Source organism: Flavobacterium gilvum, from assembly GCF_001761465.1.
GTDB classification, from domain to species: Bacteria; Bacteroidota; Bacteroidia; order Flavobacteriales; family Flavobacteriaceae; genus Flavobacterium; species Flavobacterium gilvum.
On the sequence record NZ_CP017479.1, the window covers coordinates 930,642 to 945,827 of the forward strand.

24 protein-coding genes are annotated in these 15,186 nt (G+C 38.6%); 16 read left to right on the plus strand and 8 right to left on the minus strand.

The window, feature by feature from the left end; genetic code table 11:
* Positions 1-66 precede the first annotated feature (66 nt).
* From EM308_RS03955 to EM308_RS04010, 13 genes are all read left to right on the plus strand, one after another.
* The gene (locus EM308_RS03955) at positions 67-267 is read left to right on the plus strand and encodes a hypothetical protein (RefSeq protein ID WP_035635969.1); all 201 of its coding nucleotides are present in this window, start codon (positions 67-69) and stop codon (positions 265-267) included.
* 80 nt (positions 268-347) lie between these two features.
* Entirely contained in the window at positions 348-716 is a 369-nt protein-coding gene (locus EM308_RS03960) for a hypothetical protein (protein WP_035635966.1), read from the plus strand.
* The gene (locus EM308_RS03965; protein ID WP_035635963.1) at positions 703-1,188 is read left to right on the plus strand and encodes a hypothetical protein; all 486 of its coding nucleotides are present in this window, start codon (positions 703-705) and stop codon (positions 1,186-1,188) included. The genes EM308_RS03960 and EM308_RS03965 overlap by 14 nt, the downstream gene beginning before the upstream one ends.
* Before the next feature lie 3 nt (positions 1,189-1,191).
* Positions 1,192-1,338, plus strand: coding sequence for a hypothetical protein (locus EM308_RS18000; protein ID WP_156101332.1), 147 nt, complete (start codon positions 1,192-1,194; stop codon positions 1,336-1,338).
* A 1-nt stretch (position 1,339) separates the two neighbouring features.
* Positions 1,340-1,672, plus strand: coding sequence for a hypothetical protein (locus EM308_RS03970; protein ID WP_156101331.1), 333 nt, complete (start codon positions 1,340-1,342; stop codon positions 1,670-1,672).
* 139 nt (positions 1,673-1,811) lie between these two features.
* Positions 1,812-2,240, plus strand: coding sequence for a hypothetical protein (locus tag EM308_RS03975; protein WP_035635958.1), 429 nt, complete (start codon positions 1,812-1,814; stop codon positions 2,238-2,240).
* Positions 2,241-2,422: 182 nt separating this feature from the next.
* Positions 2,423-2,899, plus strand: coding sequence for a hypothetical protein (locus EM308_RS03980; RefSeq protein WP_051877724.1), 477 nt, complete (start codon positions 2,423-2,425; stop codon positions 2,897-2,899).
* A 117-nt stretch (positions 2,900-3,016) separates the two neighbouring features.
* Complete coding sequence (locus EM308_RS03985) at positions 3,017-3,283, plus strand: hypothetical protein (protein ID WP_156101330.1); 267 nt, start codon at positions 3,017-3,019, stop codon at positions 3,281-3,283.
* Positions 3,284-3,496: 213 nt separating this feature from the next.
* Positions 3,497-4,453 carry an RNA-directed DNA polymerase gene (locus tag EM308_RS03990; protein WP_035635956.1) on the plus strand — a complete coding sequence of 319 codons (957 nt, stop codon included), beginning with the start codon at positions 3,497-3,499 and terminating at the stop codon, positions 4,451-4,453.
* A complete protein-coding gene (locus tag EM308_RS03995) occupies positions 4,446-4,742 on the plus strand; it encodes a hypothetical protein (protein WP_035635955.1) in 297 nt (98 codons plus the stop codon). Before EM308_RS03990 ends, EM308_RS03995 begins: the two co-directional genes overlap by 8 nt.
* A 10-nt stretch (positions 4,743-4,752) precedes the next feature.
* Positions 4,753-5,274, plus strand: coding sequence for a hypothetical protein (locus tag EM308_RS04000; RefSeq protein WP_035635953.1), 522 nt, complete (start codon positions 4,753-4,755; stop codon positions 5,272-5,274).
* 37 nt (positions 5,275-5,311) lie between these two features.
* On the plus strand, positions 5,312-5,980 hold the full coding sequence (locus EM308_RS04005) for a hypothetical protein (RefSeq protein ID WP_035635951.1): 669 nt from the start codon (positions 5,312-5,314) through the stop codon (positions 5,978-5,980).
* A gap of 95 nt (positions 5,981-6,075) precedes the next feature.
* A complete protein-coding gene (locus EM308_RS04010; protein ID WP_035635949.1) occupies positions 6,076-6,351 on the plus strand; it encodes a hypothetical protein in 276 nt (91 codons plus the stop codon).
* Here the strand turns inward: EM308_RS04010 and EM308_RS04015 are convergent.
* Together EM308_RS04015 and EM308_RS04020 are read right to left on the minus strand one after the other, a co-directional pair.
* On the minus strand, positions 6,348-6,800 hold the full coding sequence (locus tag EM308_RS04015; protein WP_035635947.1) for a hypothetical protein: 453 nt from the start codon (positions 6,798-6,800) through the stop codon (positions 6,348-6,350). The two genes, EM308_RS04010 and EM308_RS04015, sit on opposite strands and share 4 nt — an antisense overlap.
* Positions 6,797-7,330, minus strand: a complete 534-nt coding sequence (locus tag EM308_RS04020; protein WP_035635945.1) for a hypothetical protein — start codon at positions 7,328-7,330, stop codon at positions 6,797-6,799. The genes EM308_RS04015 and EM308_RS04020 overlap by 4 nt, the downstream gene beginning before the upstream one ends.
* 53 nt (positions 7,331-7,383) lie before the next feature.
* Here EM308_RS04020 and EM308_RS04025 point away from each other — a divergent pair, with 53 nt between their 5' ends.
* Complete coding sequence (locus EM308_RS04025) at positions 7,384-7,617, plus strand: hypothetical protein (RefSeq protein ID WP_035635943.1); 234 nt, start codon at positions 7,384-7,386, stop codon at positions 7,615-7,617.
* Here the strand turns inward: EM308_RS04025 and EM308_RS04030 are convergent.
* Genes EM308_RS04030 through EM308_RS04050 form a run of 6 tightly spaced genes read right to left on the minus strand, consistent with a single transcriptional unit; the run spans position 7,604 to position 13,056 of the window.
* Positions 7,604-9,082 carry a phage head morphogenesis protein gene (locus tag EM308_RS04030; RefSeq protein WP_051877722.1) on the minus strand — a complete coding sequence of 493 codons (1,479 nt, stop codon included), beginning with the start codon at positions 9,080-9,082 and terminating at the stop codon, positions 7,604-7,606. The two genes, EM308_RS04025 and EM308_RS04030, sit on opposite strands and share 14 nt — an antisense overlap.
* Before the next feature lie 20 nt (positions 9,083-9,102).
* Positions 9,103-10,350, minus strand: a complete 1,248-nt coding sequence (locus EM308_RS04035; protein WP_051877721.1) for a phage portal protein family protein — start codon at positions 10,348-10,350, stop codon at positions 9,103-9,105.
* 1 nt (position 10,351) lies between these two features.
* Positions 10,352-10,813, minus strand: a complete 462-nt coding sequence (locus EM308_RS04040; protein WP_035635942.1) for a phage protein Gp36 family protein — start codon at positions 10,811-10,813, stop codon at positions 10,352-10,354.
* 1 nt (position 10,814) lies between these two features.
* A complete protein-coding gene (locus tag EM308_RS18005) occupies positions 10,815-10,970 on the minus strand; it encodes a hypothetical protein (protein WP_156101329.1) in 156 nt (51 codons plus the stop codon).
* A gap of 9 nt (positions 10,971-10,979) precedes the next feature.
* Positions 10,980-12,506 (minus strand): hypothetical protein, encoded by a 1,527-nt coding sequence (locus EM308_RS04045; RefSeq protein WP_035635940.1) that lies wholly within the window; start codon positions 12,504-12,506, stop codon positions 10,980-10,982.
* The gene (locus EM308_RS04050) at positions 12,493-13,056 is read right to left on the minus strand and encodes a hypothetical protein (RefSeq protein ID WP_051877720.1); all 564 of its coding nucleotides are present in this window, start codon (positions 13,054-13,056) and stop codon (positions 12,493-12,495) included. The genes EM308_RS04045 and EM308_RS04050 overlap by 14 nt, the downstream gene beginning before the upstream one ends.
* Before the next feature lie 195 nt (positions 13,057-13,251).
* On the opposite strand from EM308_RS04050, the gene EM308_RS04055 reads away from it, so the two are divergent.
* Together EM308_RS04055 and EM308_RS04060 are read left to right on the plus strand one after the other, a co-directional pair.
* Positions 13,252-14,244, plus strand: coding sequence for an HK97 family phage prohead protease (locus EM308_RS04055; protein WP_035635938.1), 993 nt, complete (start codon positions 13,252-13,254; stop codon positions 14,242-14,244).
* A gap of 15 nt (positions 14,245-14,259) precedes the next feature.
* Positions 14,260-15,168 carry a phage major capsid protein gene (locus EM308_RS04060; RefSeq protein WP_035635935.1) on the plus strand — a complete coding sequence of 303 codons (909 nt, stop codon included), beginning with the start codon at positions 14,260-14,262 and terminating at the stop codon, positions 15,166-15,168.
* Positions 15,169-15,186 lie beyond the last annotated feature (18 nt).

Consider the following 15,186-nt stretch of genomic DNA (forward strand, 5'->3'; position numbering starts at 1 on the left):
CCATTTACAACTATTTCGAGTGGCTCCGGTTCAAATTAAAAATCTATTTCAAACAAATACGAGATTATGAACATAACAATAACTCCACTGGAAGATCACAAAAGGTATAGCGTAAACGGCCACGCAGTTTATAAAGACGATAAAGGATTTTATGTTTCTGCAACCGATATGAATGCAAAAGAATGGAAAGCCTTCCACCGATACGAAAAGCTAGTAATCAAGAATAAAGCATTCAAAACACACACCAAAGCAACGTACAAAGGTTAGTTAATTTGGTTTCCTGGACACGATGGTTCTTGCGGGTTCGAATCCCGCTCCGGGAGCAAACATTTAAAACAAAAAGCAAAATGAAAAGTCAAAGAGAAGTCGAGAGGCTTTATTATAAGTTAATCCAAGATGTAAAAACAAACGATTTTTATACAAAGGTGAATTTAGAAAACCGTGTGAACTGCTATGTATGTGACAGTTGTGGAAATATCACAAAAACAAAAGACATTGATGCCGGTGTGACACCTATGTTTTTTTCGTGTGAAAAATGCGGACAAAGGGCAAGAAGTACATTTTTTAACGACATCGTGCCTAATAAGCAACCGACAATCGAATGGTATCGTCCTTCGCTTCACGAATGTTTAAAAATGAGAAGCAAAGAAGCTGCCTTAGATCACGTCTTAAACGGAGGGTTGAATTTTAGAAAAATAACCCATGACAAAAACTAAAGTAAAACCAAACGAAGTCATAGGCGACAATCACCCTATACTCTTATGGCAGGTCAACCGGATAATGAAAAACTGCCACTACCAAGTGGAAACCAAAAACGAATGGGTGCAATGGGTAACCGGTGATGTAAAACGCTCGAGCTTAAAGTCAATCACCCAAGCTCAGGCAAAGAAAATCATCATGACACAGGAAGGTTCAACGCCAATCAATGAGCCAAAAGCCGAAAACTGGGGGCTATTTGACACAAACAACACCCAGCACAGGCGAATACAAGCCAATTTGAGAGCGGCCAATATAGTTGTAAAAAGCGAAAAGTGGGGCGAAGTAGCCGATATGCTAGGATGGTTTGACCGCTTTTTAAAGAGTGATAAATCACCCGTTAAAAAGCCTTTAAAACAAATGACAGCTATCGAGGTTTCGAAAATAATTAGGGCTTTGGATGGTGTCGTAATATGGAAAAACTCAGTTTAAGACATGGAACCTACTTACAGCATCACCGAAGTATGTCCCCACGACATAGCCGAAACCCGAGTAATAGAAAGTGTTGCCACCTGCGAAACAACCGTACTCGTTTGCATTGAATGTGGCGAACAATTATCAAAACCAAAAACAGAATGTTGATATGAAAATAAAACTAAAACTATCTGAAAAACAATTGAACTCCTTAGTCTATTCCTTTGGATTTTTCGACAAAACTCCGAATAAAGAGCGCACAGTAAAAGTAGCTCGTTCAGTTCTTGACAAAGTGATATTGAAATTCAGGAAAAAACAGCTCGAAGTACAGCAGGGTTCCGATCTCTTTAACCGAAACAAAAAGCACGGATTCACGCTCGAATACTACGAAGCTCATTTTTTAGAACAATTCACCATAATTGTAGGTGGACAGGCATTGAGTGAATATGACCGTAACGCCATCAGACAGATACAATCAATCCTTAACCAACAATTAGCCTGATGTACATCAATAAAAAACGTCGAAAGCCGGAAACAAAGAACGAAACCATTTTTGAAACCGAAGCACGACTAAAAAAAGAAGCTATAGAAATAGCTAAGAATTTCAAACATACCAAACCAGTAAAATTTCTTTTAAAGTAATGGAAAAGTTCACAACTTATAAAGTAACGTTCAAGGAGACGGCTGACGAATGGGTATTTCAGTACCGAGACACAGACAAGGTAATTCACGCTTTTTTTAACATCAAAGGAGTGCGGGTTCTGAAACTTTTGGAAAACGTTCAGTTTCCGGGTACCATTCCCGATATGGAAAAATGGACAAAGTATAAAAACATAGTAACCATAGAGCTGGTTCTTGACGACTATTCATTTGAAACTTTTTGGCTTAAATACAATTTAAAAGTCAAAAAAGAAGCTTCACAAAAAGCCTTCGAAAAGTTAAGCCTGGTCGAAAAAATTAAATGTTTTAATGCTCTTAAAAAATACGATGAATTTTTAGCCAAAACAGGTCAAGCCAAAGCCCATTTAGTAACATGGATCAATCAAAAACGATTCAATGACGAATATTAGTAGTAACAAGATAACGCCTATTCCATAAGAAGAATCTTTACTGGTCGGTAAGGTAGCTAGTTATAATGCGTGAGTCAAAAAGAGGTGGAATAAGGTAATGTAACATTATCCTCTTAAATTATAGCGAGACGGACAGCGGGAAAGACTATTTTTTTTAGTAATCAATTAAAACAACAATAAAAATGAGTGAAACATTAACAGTCCCAAAAGACAAAGTATTAGCGGCTTATTCCAAAGCCAAATCCCCTAGAAAAGTAATGTTAGAAAACCTTTTCGGAGCCAAAACCTTTCAACCGGAAATTAAGGAGCGTATCAAAAACCTTAGTGATGTGATTCGAGAAAATGGGATTTCAGAAAAGGAATTCAGGGAATCATGTGAAGGTTTAGAACCTGATGAAGTGGCTTATAAAATGGTCAAGGAAATCGTGAAAGCATTTAACGAAGGTTGGACACCCGACTGGACAAACAGCAATCAAGGCAAGTATTATCCATGGTTTAAGATGGGTTCTCCTTCGGGTGGCGGTTTCTCGTTCTTCGGCTACGATTACTGGCTCGCGAATTCGCTTGTCGGCTCGCGCCTTTGCTATAAATCTGCCGATTTAGCTAAACATGCCGGACAATTATTTGAGAGTATTTACAAAGATTTTTTAACAGCCTAAAACTATATTATGTACACAGACATTAAAACATTCGAAGACGCTTGCCAAGTGTTAAACTTAGATTCAACAACTATTATCCCAGACTTTTCATTGTTCCCTGAGTCAGATAAGGAGGCGATGATAGCTCACGCCAAATTAGTAATCATAGCCAAAGCCATCAATGGCGACTGGGTACCAAACTGGAATGATTGGGATCAGTATAAATACTATCCTTGGTTCGAGATGGGTTCTCCTTCGGGTGGCGGTTTCTCGTTCGCCGACTACGTTGGCTGGGGCGCGCATTCGGGTGTCGGCTCGCGCCTTTGCTTTGAGACAAGAGATCAAGCAAAATATGCCGGAAAGCAGTTTGAGGACTTATACAAAACCTATTTTGTAAAAGCATAATAATACAGGTTGTGTGGTGTCGTTGCTGTAGTTCTCCTTCAGGTGGCAGTTTCTCGTTCAACGACTACGATAACTGGAACACGAATTCGAATGTCAGCTCGCACCTGAGCTTAAAATAAAAAACACCGCAGACCTTGCCAACACGGCAAAAAATCACAATCTTAATAGGTTCGTTAGTAGAGCAATCGAAAGCGAGCCAATACAAGCAAAGCAATGAAAAGATTAAACAATATCTATCAGCAAATCATTTCGATTGATAATTTAAGGATTGCCGAATCCAAAGCAAGAAAAGGCAAATCAAATCAATACGGTGTCAAAATTTTTGACAAAGAACCCGAAAGCAATATTCTCAAACTCCACGAAATGCTTTTGAATAAAGGGTATAAAACATCGGAATACACCACTTTCACCGTTTTTGAGCCAAAGGAAAGGCTTGTTTTCCGTCTTCCTTACTTTCCTGACCGAATCACCCATCACGCAGTAATGAATGTTTTGGAACCCATATTTGTAAAGGTGTTTACCAATGACAGTTACGCCTGCATTAAAAGAAAAGGCATACATGCAGCGGCCAATAATATCAAAGCTGCATTGCGGGACCAGGAGAACACAAAATACTGTTTGAAGTTGGACATTGTCAAGTTTTACCCTAACGTAAATCACGATATACTAAAAGCGTTACTTCGAAAAAAGTTCAAGGACAATGACCTACTTTGGTTACTCGATGAAATCATTGACAGCTCCGACGGTTTGCCGATTGGCAATTATTTAAGCCAATACCTGGCTAACTTTTACCTCACTTATTTTGACCATTGGATAAAGGAACAAAAGGAAATAAAATATTACTTCCGTTATGCCGATGACATCGTAATCCTTTCCAATAACAAACCCCATTTACACGAGGTTTTATTTGAGATTAAACAGTATTTAAACACCAATTTAAAACTGCAGGTTAAAGATAATTACCAAGTTTTCCCCGTTGAAGCTCGCGGAATCGATTTTGTGGGTTACAAGTTCTACCACACGCACACACTGCTTCGGAAATCCATCAAAAAACGATTTGCCAAAGCAATATCCAAAACAAAAAACAAGGCCACAATAGCCGCTTATAACGGATGGGCAAAACATTGCAACTCCAAACACCTATTAAAAAAAATACTACCCAATGAATAATTTCAAAGATTTTAAAATAAAAGCCGAATTATCCACTTTTACAGGTGACAAAATAAAAGTAGATAGATTACTAAACGCCGAAATATCAGTACTAGCCTATAAGATTGAAGATTCCAAAGTAAAGCAGGGAACAAAGCTCTTAATACTTCAACTCGAAAAATCAGGCACCAAACACGTTTTATTCACAGGGTCAACCATTTTAATGCAAATGATAAAGCAAGTCCCCGAAGACAAATTTCCATTCAAAACAACAATTGTAAAAGAATCAGAACATTTAGAGTTCACTTAAAACGATAACTATGATACTACCATTTAGCACACAGATCAACGGAAAGCCTACCAATTTTGTATCTAAAATTTGGCAGGGAATTGAGAGTAAATTTTACGCTTCTGATTTAAAAGGAAGTTGCCAGTTCACCTTTCCGAAAGAGTATATTGAATGTGGACAGAAAGGATTATTAACATGGGAAAAACCAAAACCAAAACTCCACACCATCCGGGAAGATAAAAACGGCCGATGGAAAGAAGGAAACAAAATTGATTTCTTTATCAATTGCCGTCAACCAACTATGTTTCGGTTTGCTCCGGTTCTGCCGGTGGTGAGTACTCAAAAGATTCTCATTACCTACACCAAAACAAACAAAGCAATGGTTTTTATCGATGATAAATGCTTGTATATGCAAGATTTCTCGCTAGAAGGCAACTATAAAATGCTACACTTAGCCCAAAACGACGGCTTCGACACTATTGAAGATTTCTTTGCTTACTTCGATAAGGATTTCACGGGTAAAATTATTCACTGGACGGATTTGAGGTATTAATAAAAATACTACATTTGAATAACTTAAAATGACAACGATGAAAAAACTATTATTGTTTATTGCACTTATTATCTGCTTTATTACTCAGGCACAACAAACGAATGTTGAAGTAATTATGGCGGGAGTTAATCAACGAGAGGCTGAACGAAAAGCCATTCAAGACGAAAAAGACAGAAAAGCAAGTATATTTGACCATCCAAATAAAGACTTTATTATTTCACTGGAAAAGTTAGATCAAAACGCTGTTAGGGCGTTTGCTGATCAAGTTGCTAATTCCGGTAAAACGAAATGGGAATTTGTAAAGACAATAGAAGATGAAAAGAAAGGATATTGTAGTGTAAAATATATCGATTCTTCTATACCTTCCGATTTAAAAGAAAAAATTATAAAAGGTATTGAAAGCTGTGATAAATGCTTATATGTTGATTTTGGATTGTATTTTGAGGGTGAAAATAAAGACCTTGAAATAAAAGGAATTAAGAAGTATAGGTTTAGGGATGTTTCAGGTAAATATTTGGACTTATTTCCCACTTGGCAAAAAACATTTAGACCAGATGTCCAATTGGAACAAACTTTAAATGATTATAATAATAGAGAATTAGTTCATAAAGCTGTAGGTATTCGTTACAAACTTGAAAAACAAGGTGAGATTTGGACGCTCACTAACAACTCGAATCTTTATGACTATTTTAAAGTCCATCCTTAATTAGTAATAAAACAAAAACCGCTCAAATCGAGCGGTTTTTTTATGTCCAAAAAAGTCGTGTTGCACAAAAAAAGTAACTTTCTTACATTTGTCTTATGTCCGTAACCCTAAATCGTAGTCTTGGTGTTCAAAGAAATAAGCTGTTAAGATACAAGCTTATCAAGGAGTTGTACCAAAAAAGTGTACAAGAGCATCCTTATACGCCAACGACTAAGATTTTGGAAATATACATAGCTCCAATTTATCCTATTTCCCGTACTACTTTATACGAGATTCTTTGTACTTCAATAACTACTGAATTAAAAGAAGTTGAGGCAGCAATTGAGAAACAAAATCAGTTGAAAGCACGTCAAACGCAATTGTTTAGTTAGACGTTCGCAAATCCGACGGAATATGTTATTTGGTATTCCTGAATTCCATCATCCCGCCTAATTCTTTTGTGGCTGGTTCGCATCAATGCCCCTGATTCCGCAATTGGTTTCCATCCGTGTACCGCTTTATGTAAATCATCAATAATGGTCCAAATGCTCCAGGCGTTATCTTTTTGTGATTGCGGCGCACGTTGGCTGGTGTTGCTTAACTTCATGTTGCCTATGATAAAGGTTACGGTTCCTTCACCTGTTTGACGGTTAATTGGATCAGCAGTATTGTCTTTTCCAATGTTGCTAAAATTCATCGCAGTAATGTCGATTAAAGCACATGGGAATTTAGCAGGCGGATTGGGGCTGTAACTGTCCATTTGTCCCGAATCTTCGTCAATGTATTTTAAAGCCGGTATGGTGGCTAGTTTGGTTTGAATTGCTTCTAAAAAAGGTTTCATCTTTGTTTGAGTTGGTTGTAATAATACGTTTCTAATTCCTTAAAGTTGATGCCTATCACATCTTCAATTCGTTGTCTAACCACAGGATGGTCGCCAATAAACTGCCTTTGTTCAATCTTCATTTTTTGGCCGACTTTCATTAAAGCTAAATTTTTCCATTGCTGTGCCTCCGCAGAAAGCCTTTTGCTCCGTTCGCTTTTCCCTTTTCCTGCTGCACCTGTCGCTTTGTAATACATAGCCCAAAAAAAGCTTTTCATTTTGGCGGTTACTTCAATTTCACCGCCATTGTTATTGATGCTGGCATAAGGTAAAGCACTGGACCAGGAGACCGATGTTCCGGTTTGTTTCGACATAACGGAGCGCCTAAGTTTACCGGAACGCATCAACAACGAACCTCTTTGATTAGGTAAGTTGGTACCACGCCACTTCTTGTCAAAGAAAGCTTTACGCTCGAAATTCCTGTCGAACTCCTCCGTTAAATCCACCCGAACGTCCGAAAGAATGTTTTTTACAAAATCGTTTGGATTCATATTTTTAAACTTAAGATGTTGTTATTCAAATTACATTTAGTAATTTTGTTTTTATGGAAGGAAAAGACATATATAACGCTTTGGTTGTAAAACGTGATTATTCAGGCTCTACGGCTGATGAATACGCACAATTTTTGATGTCTCTTTTTCTTCATTTAGGTAAGGACTTATTTCCCTTATTAGAATCTGCCCACAAAGAATCAAAAACATTAACGCTAAAATCTGAAATTTTAAACAGCGATGTGTTAGTTGATGAATACACCATTGAAGACATTATTTTAGTTTAGTTTTCAGTTCCTCTATTAGCTTGATTGTGTCATCATACAACTCCGGCATTATTTCTTTAAAGACATCGTTCCCCGCAAATTTATTCTCAAAAGCATGAGCTAAAAATTCAGCTTCAGACATTCCCTTTATTTTAAAATACGCTTTTGAGTGGCCTTGTCCGTAGTTTGAATTTAACGACATTATAGTGTCTGATACAGCCATACATTTATTCGCGGTATCCCAATCCTCATTCATTTGTGATTTGTAACCCATCTCATAAGCTTTTCTTTCAACTTGTGAGTAACCGTTATCTTGTCTTAAAATAGACCTATGTTTCTTCATTAAATCAGTAACCGATTTATTGAATTTAAATTCGTTTTGCCAATCGGCAGCGTGACCGAATTCGTGATATACAACTGATTCCGCTTTCCATTTGCTTTTTAGCCTAGCCTTGTCAATTGGTATGACAACATAGTTTTTATCAGGATGAAAAAAAGCGCCATTTGTGCCAACTCTATCAGGACTCACAATATGAAAAGGAGTCTCCATTTTTAGAAAAGAGAAAATTGCCCTGTTTACCTTTACTCCTGTTTTATTTTCATAATCATCAATGCCGGTTGGAATAAATTTATTTTTATCAGTTTTCAATTGCTTTTCAACTTGCTTAGCCCCTTTCACTTTGCCATAAGGATGTGCCGGCGGGAAAACTACTTTTTGCGCGCCAGGATTAAACCTAAAAATTTCAAGGCGGTTCTTGCCGTCTTTCCCAATTTCGGTGGTGGCTTTTTCACCTGCAGTAATTGCCTTAGCCGAATCGCTTTCGTCATACTTTCCTTTTAGAACCTCCACCGCCACACAACGGCAGCGCCACCCGTTAGGCGGATAAAACGAACCCCAAAACGCATCTTCTTTTGGGAGTGTTATGTCTGCTAAAACTTGATGTGAAGCTCTCACACGTTCATCCTGTGCGGTTCTGTACTGTAAATTGTAACGGTCTCCAAGATTTGCCCATTGCGCAGCAGCCTGAGAACTGGCAACAGCAAACTCATATTCTGCTTCCAAATAATTTTGGTTGTAGTTTACATTGAGCTTGTCAAAGTCCTTGCTTACTTCAGAAAATGGCTTTAATCTTCCATCGTTGTTTAATAACAATTTCGACGCTTCAAACAGTTGCGCATTGGCTTTTAGTGATCCAAACAGTCTCGCATCTTCCTGCAATGCTGCACGCATCACTTCAGGCATGTCATTGTCTTTAATAGCAAAATCAAACGCATCAAAAGTGGATTGAATCAGTTTTTGATACGGTTTTTCGGTTTTCAGGTCTTCCGGCTTATAACTTCCTTTTTTGTGCAGGTGTTTAAACGCCTTTTCACCGTCCTTTAAAAGCTGTTTAAAACTGTCGCTCACGCCCAAATTCAAAACCGTGTTTTGCTTTTGGCAATCTTCGCAATTGCAACTATAAAGACTGTCTAATCGGGCGTGCAATGCCCTGAAATAATCAGGGCTTAAACGAAAAAATCTTCGCCCAAATTCAAAGATAGCTTTGTGGCCGGATCACTCTTTTTGGTTCCAATCACTTTAATACCAAATTTAGTCTCTACCCACTTCGGATCAACTTCTAAAAAGTTAGCCGCTTCGGTTACCATTTTCCACAGCACTTCCAAATCTTCGGTTGCATCGTACTTGTACATTACGCCTGGAGGCAAGATTCCTAAAGCCTGCAATGCAGGAATAACCGTATCGCGCCAACATTGTTCAATCAATGATAAATCACTGTCCACTAAATCATCAAGAATGCCAATGGATGTCTTTTCTTTGCCGTTGGAGCCGTTTTTGGTGTCTTGACCTACTACTGTTCCAGAGATACCCATTGACAACTCGTTGTTACAAAACTGTAATAAGTTTTTATAGACATCACCATTAGTGTTTACGCCTTTGGCAAACTCAAAACTTTCGGAATCGTCAATGATAAAGTAGGCAGCCGAACCCATGTCTTGCATCATTTGCTTGGCACGGTTTACCATTACTTTGTCTTGGGTGTTGGTTTTCATAACACGAGGCGGAATGCCGTAAATCTCACATAATTCACTCCAACAACTTCCAGCAAAACGTTTAAACAATACCATAGGTACACAACCATCCAATAAGCCTAAAGTTGTGTTTTTTTCTCCAAATTCAATCAACCAGGAACCGTACTCTTTTTGTTCGCGATACTTAATTTTTTTGTCATCAGTATAGTCGTTATAAAGATAACCGGTTACAGGATCAACGTTCTGTCTTGGGATACAATCAAAGTTTAATACAGGCTCGTTGTTTACCAATTTATATGAAAACTCACCCAAAGAATGACGTCTGAAAATAGTTTCCAAAATAGCTTTGTTGACCTGAAACACAAAACCTTTATCCTGTAGTAAAGTAGTTAGTTCATCATTGGTTTTGCCATCGGCATTTTTGATACTGAAAGGACGGCTCAATGATTTCAGCATCCTGTTATTAACCTGTGACTGCAGGTGCAAATCCCTTAAGATGTTATCGTACAGGTTTTGAATTGGAAAGAATTTTGGATTTTCTTCCAATTGCGCTGAATTTTGGGCATTAGTGTACGACTTGATGTCTTGACGAGTTTGACTAACGGTTTTTGGTACGATATTTTGGATATAACCTGTACCTTTTTTTGTGAGGGTCGCTCCCAGTTCCGTAACTTCAACTTTGTGTCCAAAATGGTCTTTGATAAAATTTCTAATTGCTCCCATCTTAATAATCGTGATTAAATTTTGCTCTTGAACCAAATTCAAAGGGCTGTTTGTCCCCTGCGGTTGTTTCGTCCCTAACTAATTGTGGCAATGACGAAACATTAATTGTTCCTTTGGCTACTTTGGTAAACCAATCGACGGCACGGTCATAGCGTTCTTTTGCCTTTTCGTAAATGAAATCAGCATTGCATAATTCGGCTACATACCATTTGGCCATTGTACAACAATGCTGAACGATTAGTGAGTGCCTGTCGTTTCCTGTTTTGCTGAAAATGGTTTCAACATCATACAATAACCTGCCATCTAACCACTGTTTATTGTCGGGATTGGGAGTTAAATAACTTTTAGCCTCTTCAATGGCAGCGCTACATGCCTGCATCACTAAACCATCGTTCCCATCTGTGATTTGGTCTATTTGATATTCGTATAGGACACTGCCTAAATCTGCTTTCTCTATAAACATATTAATGCTGTTTAATGATTGATTGAATAACCTTTAACCATCGTTTTTTAGGCTCGAATTTGGTTTCGGTTGGTTTGTCCTGGTGGATCTCGTGTTGAGCGTAAACAGGGAAACCCAATACATCAACACCTACTTGATAGGATGTAATTCTTTTCATAGTTAATAGTTAATATTTACGGTTATCAATACGGCCAACAACGTACTCCGTGTTTTCCTTGCTCGCAATGTTTTCAATGATCCAAACACCACCCTCAAAACCATCGGGACCATCCATCATTTTTGAATTTGGTGCAACTCCCAAAAATTCCTCTTCCATTCTTTGCATGTGTGGATTGTCCTTTTCGTCTTCGTTGAAATACAAACAGCCTTGCTTGTATTTTGGCTCTAATGTTCCCTCAATACGAGTGTATTTGTCATCCTTTTTTCGTTTGTCTAAAGACATGAATAAAGGAATTCTATTTAATAGCCTGCCGACTGTTTTTATTAAAGGTTTTAGAACCTGCTCCCAAAAAGGTTCTTGCAAGGAGTTATTTTCAATCCAATTTTTGAAAGTATCTACCTTTCTTTCCTTAACCCAGTCGTGAGCATGGTAAAGGTTGTTTACAAATGTTTGTTGGGTCATATTGTCGAGCCATACTTTGTACAAATAGAAGTTCCCACCTTTGTATCCAATAACACCCGTGAATTTTCGTGAGCTGTTTTTGTTGTCTTTATTACTTGTGGCAGGGTCAGAATACACCAAAACATGTTGACAACTCTTAAGCGGTGGACATTTCGCCCAATGCACTTTTTTGAATAGTTTACCAACACGTATAGGATTATTGAAATACTCTTTTTGAATGGCGCTAGTCGTCATCGTTCTAAAGGCTAAATCGATAAGTGCCTCCGTGTTTCGTTGTGGCCAAGTCGAAACTCCATTCTTATCCCGAATATTAACAATGTCGTGTATATTGGCTTTTTTAGCCATTTCGGTGATACAGCAATACTTTGCAATGATGTTACCACAGGCAATTATCAACAACGGCACAGATATGGAACGTGTCGGGATTAATGCGGTTTCGATCCACTGGTATTTTTTTTCAATGGTATCTGGGTTATTACAGTCAATATCCGTATCAATATCATCAATCAAAATCAAGTCAGGACGTGCCGCATCGTTACGGGTACCACGTGGAGACTGGCCAGCTCCAACCGCCCTAAACGAGATTCCTTTTCTTGTGGTGAAATCGCCCTCTTCCCAACCGCTTAAAGCTTTTTGAATGCCGTAATCGTTTATTAATCGGTCATTAACTTCCAAAATGGTTTTATATGGTTTTAACAACCTTTCAGCATCATCATAGGTGGCGGATGTTAGTACAACCGTTTTCTTTTTTCTTGTCATTGTGAGGTAAAGAACGTCCATCATAGTTCTACCGGACTTGGATAAGTCACGCGCCCAGGAACGGACTTCGTACCATTCGGGATTGGCAAGTATTCGCTTTGTGGCATTGATGTGAAATGGTGCTGGTTCCGAGGTGTAGAAGTTTGGGAAATAGTACTTATACCACTTTTCGGGATTGGCTTCCAAATGAGCAATCCTTTTAAGTTTTTCGGATGCCGTTTCGTTCAAATCAACAGGAGTTGCACGATATTGATTGACTACAAAAGCATCCCAAGCCAATAATTGTTCTTTATCTTTTCTACTTAGAGCCATCGGTCATCTTTTGTTTGATGTAGGCATCACAATAAGTAGTCAATTGATTAGCAAAAGCCGAATCAATACTTCTAACAAACAGTACCAAAGCTTTAGCAACTGATATGGTTTCGCCAATATTAGTCTCGGTCTCCAATTTTTTAATATTGTTGGTGATTTGTGTTGAAACCAAAGAGTCTTGTGTGTTTGGAATGTTACCTATTTTAATCGGGTAATCCAATACATTGATTTTTGGGTATTCCAAAACTTCGTCTCCAGAGCTTGTTTTTAGCTTGATTGGTTTAAGTAAACTAGCAGGAATATCACGAACAATGGGGCGTGTAGCGATTTCCTTGTTTAGGTTATCAAGTTGACTGTATAAGTCTTTAAGAACATTATCTTTTGTTGTTAATAATGAAACCCTTAATTTTTCCCAATCCCCCTCTGTTACCCATTTACCAACGGTTTTTTCGGTAACATTTACCCGAATAGATACTTCCTTTCGGTCTAGCTTATCATTCACAAAAAGAATTTTAGCGAGGTCCTTTTCAACTTGTTTTTTAACTGCCATATACTATCTATTTGTAGCAAAGTTGAAAGATTAGAGCCTTTTAAAAAAACACCCGTTTACTTGCTTTACAACTCTGTAGGTATTGCAAACACAGGCGTTCGGCTTCTTAGCTTTCAATTTTTTAAGAATCCAAACCATTTAATCTTTGTCATCTCATAAGGCGATAAAACGCCAGGATAAATCGAAAAAAAGAAGATGTCAAAACCACCTGTAATCAAGCCGTTTGTTTTTAATGATGAAACCATCGAGAACACCTATGGTTTTTCAATCCTTACCGAAGGAATAGACTTAACCCGATTTAGCAAAAATCCAGTTATGCTCTCCGACCACTGGAATTCGAATTGGAATGTTATTGGGAAATGGTTTGATGTGAAAAAAGACGGCTCCATTTTAACTGGTCTGCCTGATTTTGACACCGAAGACAAAGACGCAGCCGCAATTTCCGGCAAAGTCGAACGCGGTTACATCAATGCCTGTTCTATGGGCATCATCTTCGACAGGGAAAATCTTACTGTAGTGGCCGGAAAAGTCATTTTGACCAAGTGCGAGCTTGTGGAGGTGTCTATTGTTCCGGTTCCCTCCAATGCCAATGCCGTGCGCTTGATGCACGCCGATGGTAAACCGATGGAAGAGAAAGAAATTCAAGAGCTGTCTTTATCTGTTATTCCTGGTATTAAAAATCCCGAATTAAATCTAAACATTGATAACATGAAGAAAATCATTTTAAGCGTAGCCACGTTGATGGCATTGGGCTTTAAGGACCAGCCGACGGACGGACTGGATGTTTCGGATGTCGAAGCCAAAGTGTTGGGACTTTCCAAGCAGGTTAACGACCTAACTGTAAAAAACGAAGCGCTGGAATTGGCTGCAAAAACTGCCAAAGATGCACAAGAAGCTGCAACGAAGTTGGCGGCTACACAAAAAGTTGATTTGGCTATCACCCAAGGTAAAATTCCAGCAGACAAAAAAGAAGCTTTTGTCCAGTTGGGTATCACTTCGCCAGAAGTGTTGGAAGCAACTTTGGCAATGATCCCTGAAAAACAAAACTTTTCTGCAGGAGTGAAAACACTGACAGGAAATGGAGCACCCGAAGTGAAAACAATGGAAGATTTCCAAAAACTTTCATTCGATGCGCAATTAGCGTTCAAAAACGACAACCCAGAAGAGTACAAAAAAATAGTAGGATAATTTAAAAAAGAAAATATGCCAGCAAATTTTGCAGAGGTTTGGTTAGCGAGAGTGCGCCAGAACCTAACTACACAAGATGTAGCTCCTTGGTTGGACGGAATCCCGGAACTTGACACAAACGTGTTGGAAATGGGTTCGGGTGACGCTTCTGAATTGAACGTGATTCACATTCCACGTACCTCATTCAACCCAGATGTATTAATCAATAATACTGCTTATCCTTTGGCTGTTCAAGCCTATACAGATGATGAGACAGTGGTAAGTTTGGATAAATACCAAACCAAGCCTACATCAATCTCTGATGATAAAATCATCGGTGCGTCGTATGCGGTTATTGATCCAGCAACAAAATCACATACTAATGCGATCAACACCAAAAAATACACAAAAGCAGCTCACGCGATTGCTCCGGCTTCCCATACTGCTGCTACTCCGGTTATTGCCGCTACAGGTGCGCCAAGAATTGCAGGCGGTCCAGCATCATTGACTTATGAGGACATCGTGAACTTAAAAGACGCATTGGATGCAGCTGAAGTTTCGACAGAAGGCAGACGTTTAGTGTTGTCAACAGCTCACTGGAATGATCTATTGGTTGACCGTAAAAACTTTGGAGACAAGTTGGTGAATTACAACACAGGTATGCCTGCGCCAGTAATTGCAGGTTTTGCCTTGTATCAATACAATGGGAATCCATTGTACACCAATGCAGGAGCCAAGAAAGCGTATGGTGCTGTTAAAGCTGCAGGAGACCGTCAAGGATCATTTGCTTTCTGGACTGGTCAAATTGCTAAAAAGTCAGGTATGACAAAGCAGTACTTCAAAGAAGCGAAAAACGACCCAGAAGCGCAAACCAATTTATTGAATTACAGACATTACTTCATTGCAATGCCTTTTGATTCAAAAGCAATCGGAGCGATTTACTAGTCCCCCAACTAGATTATA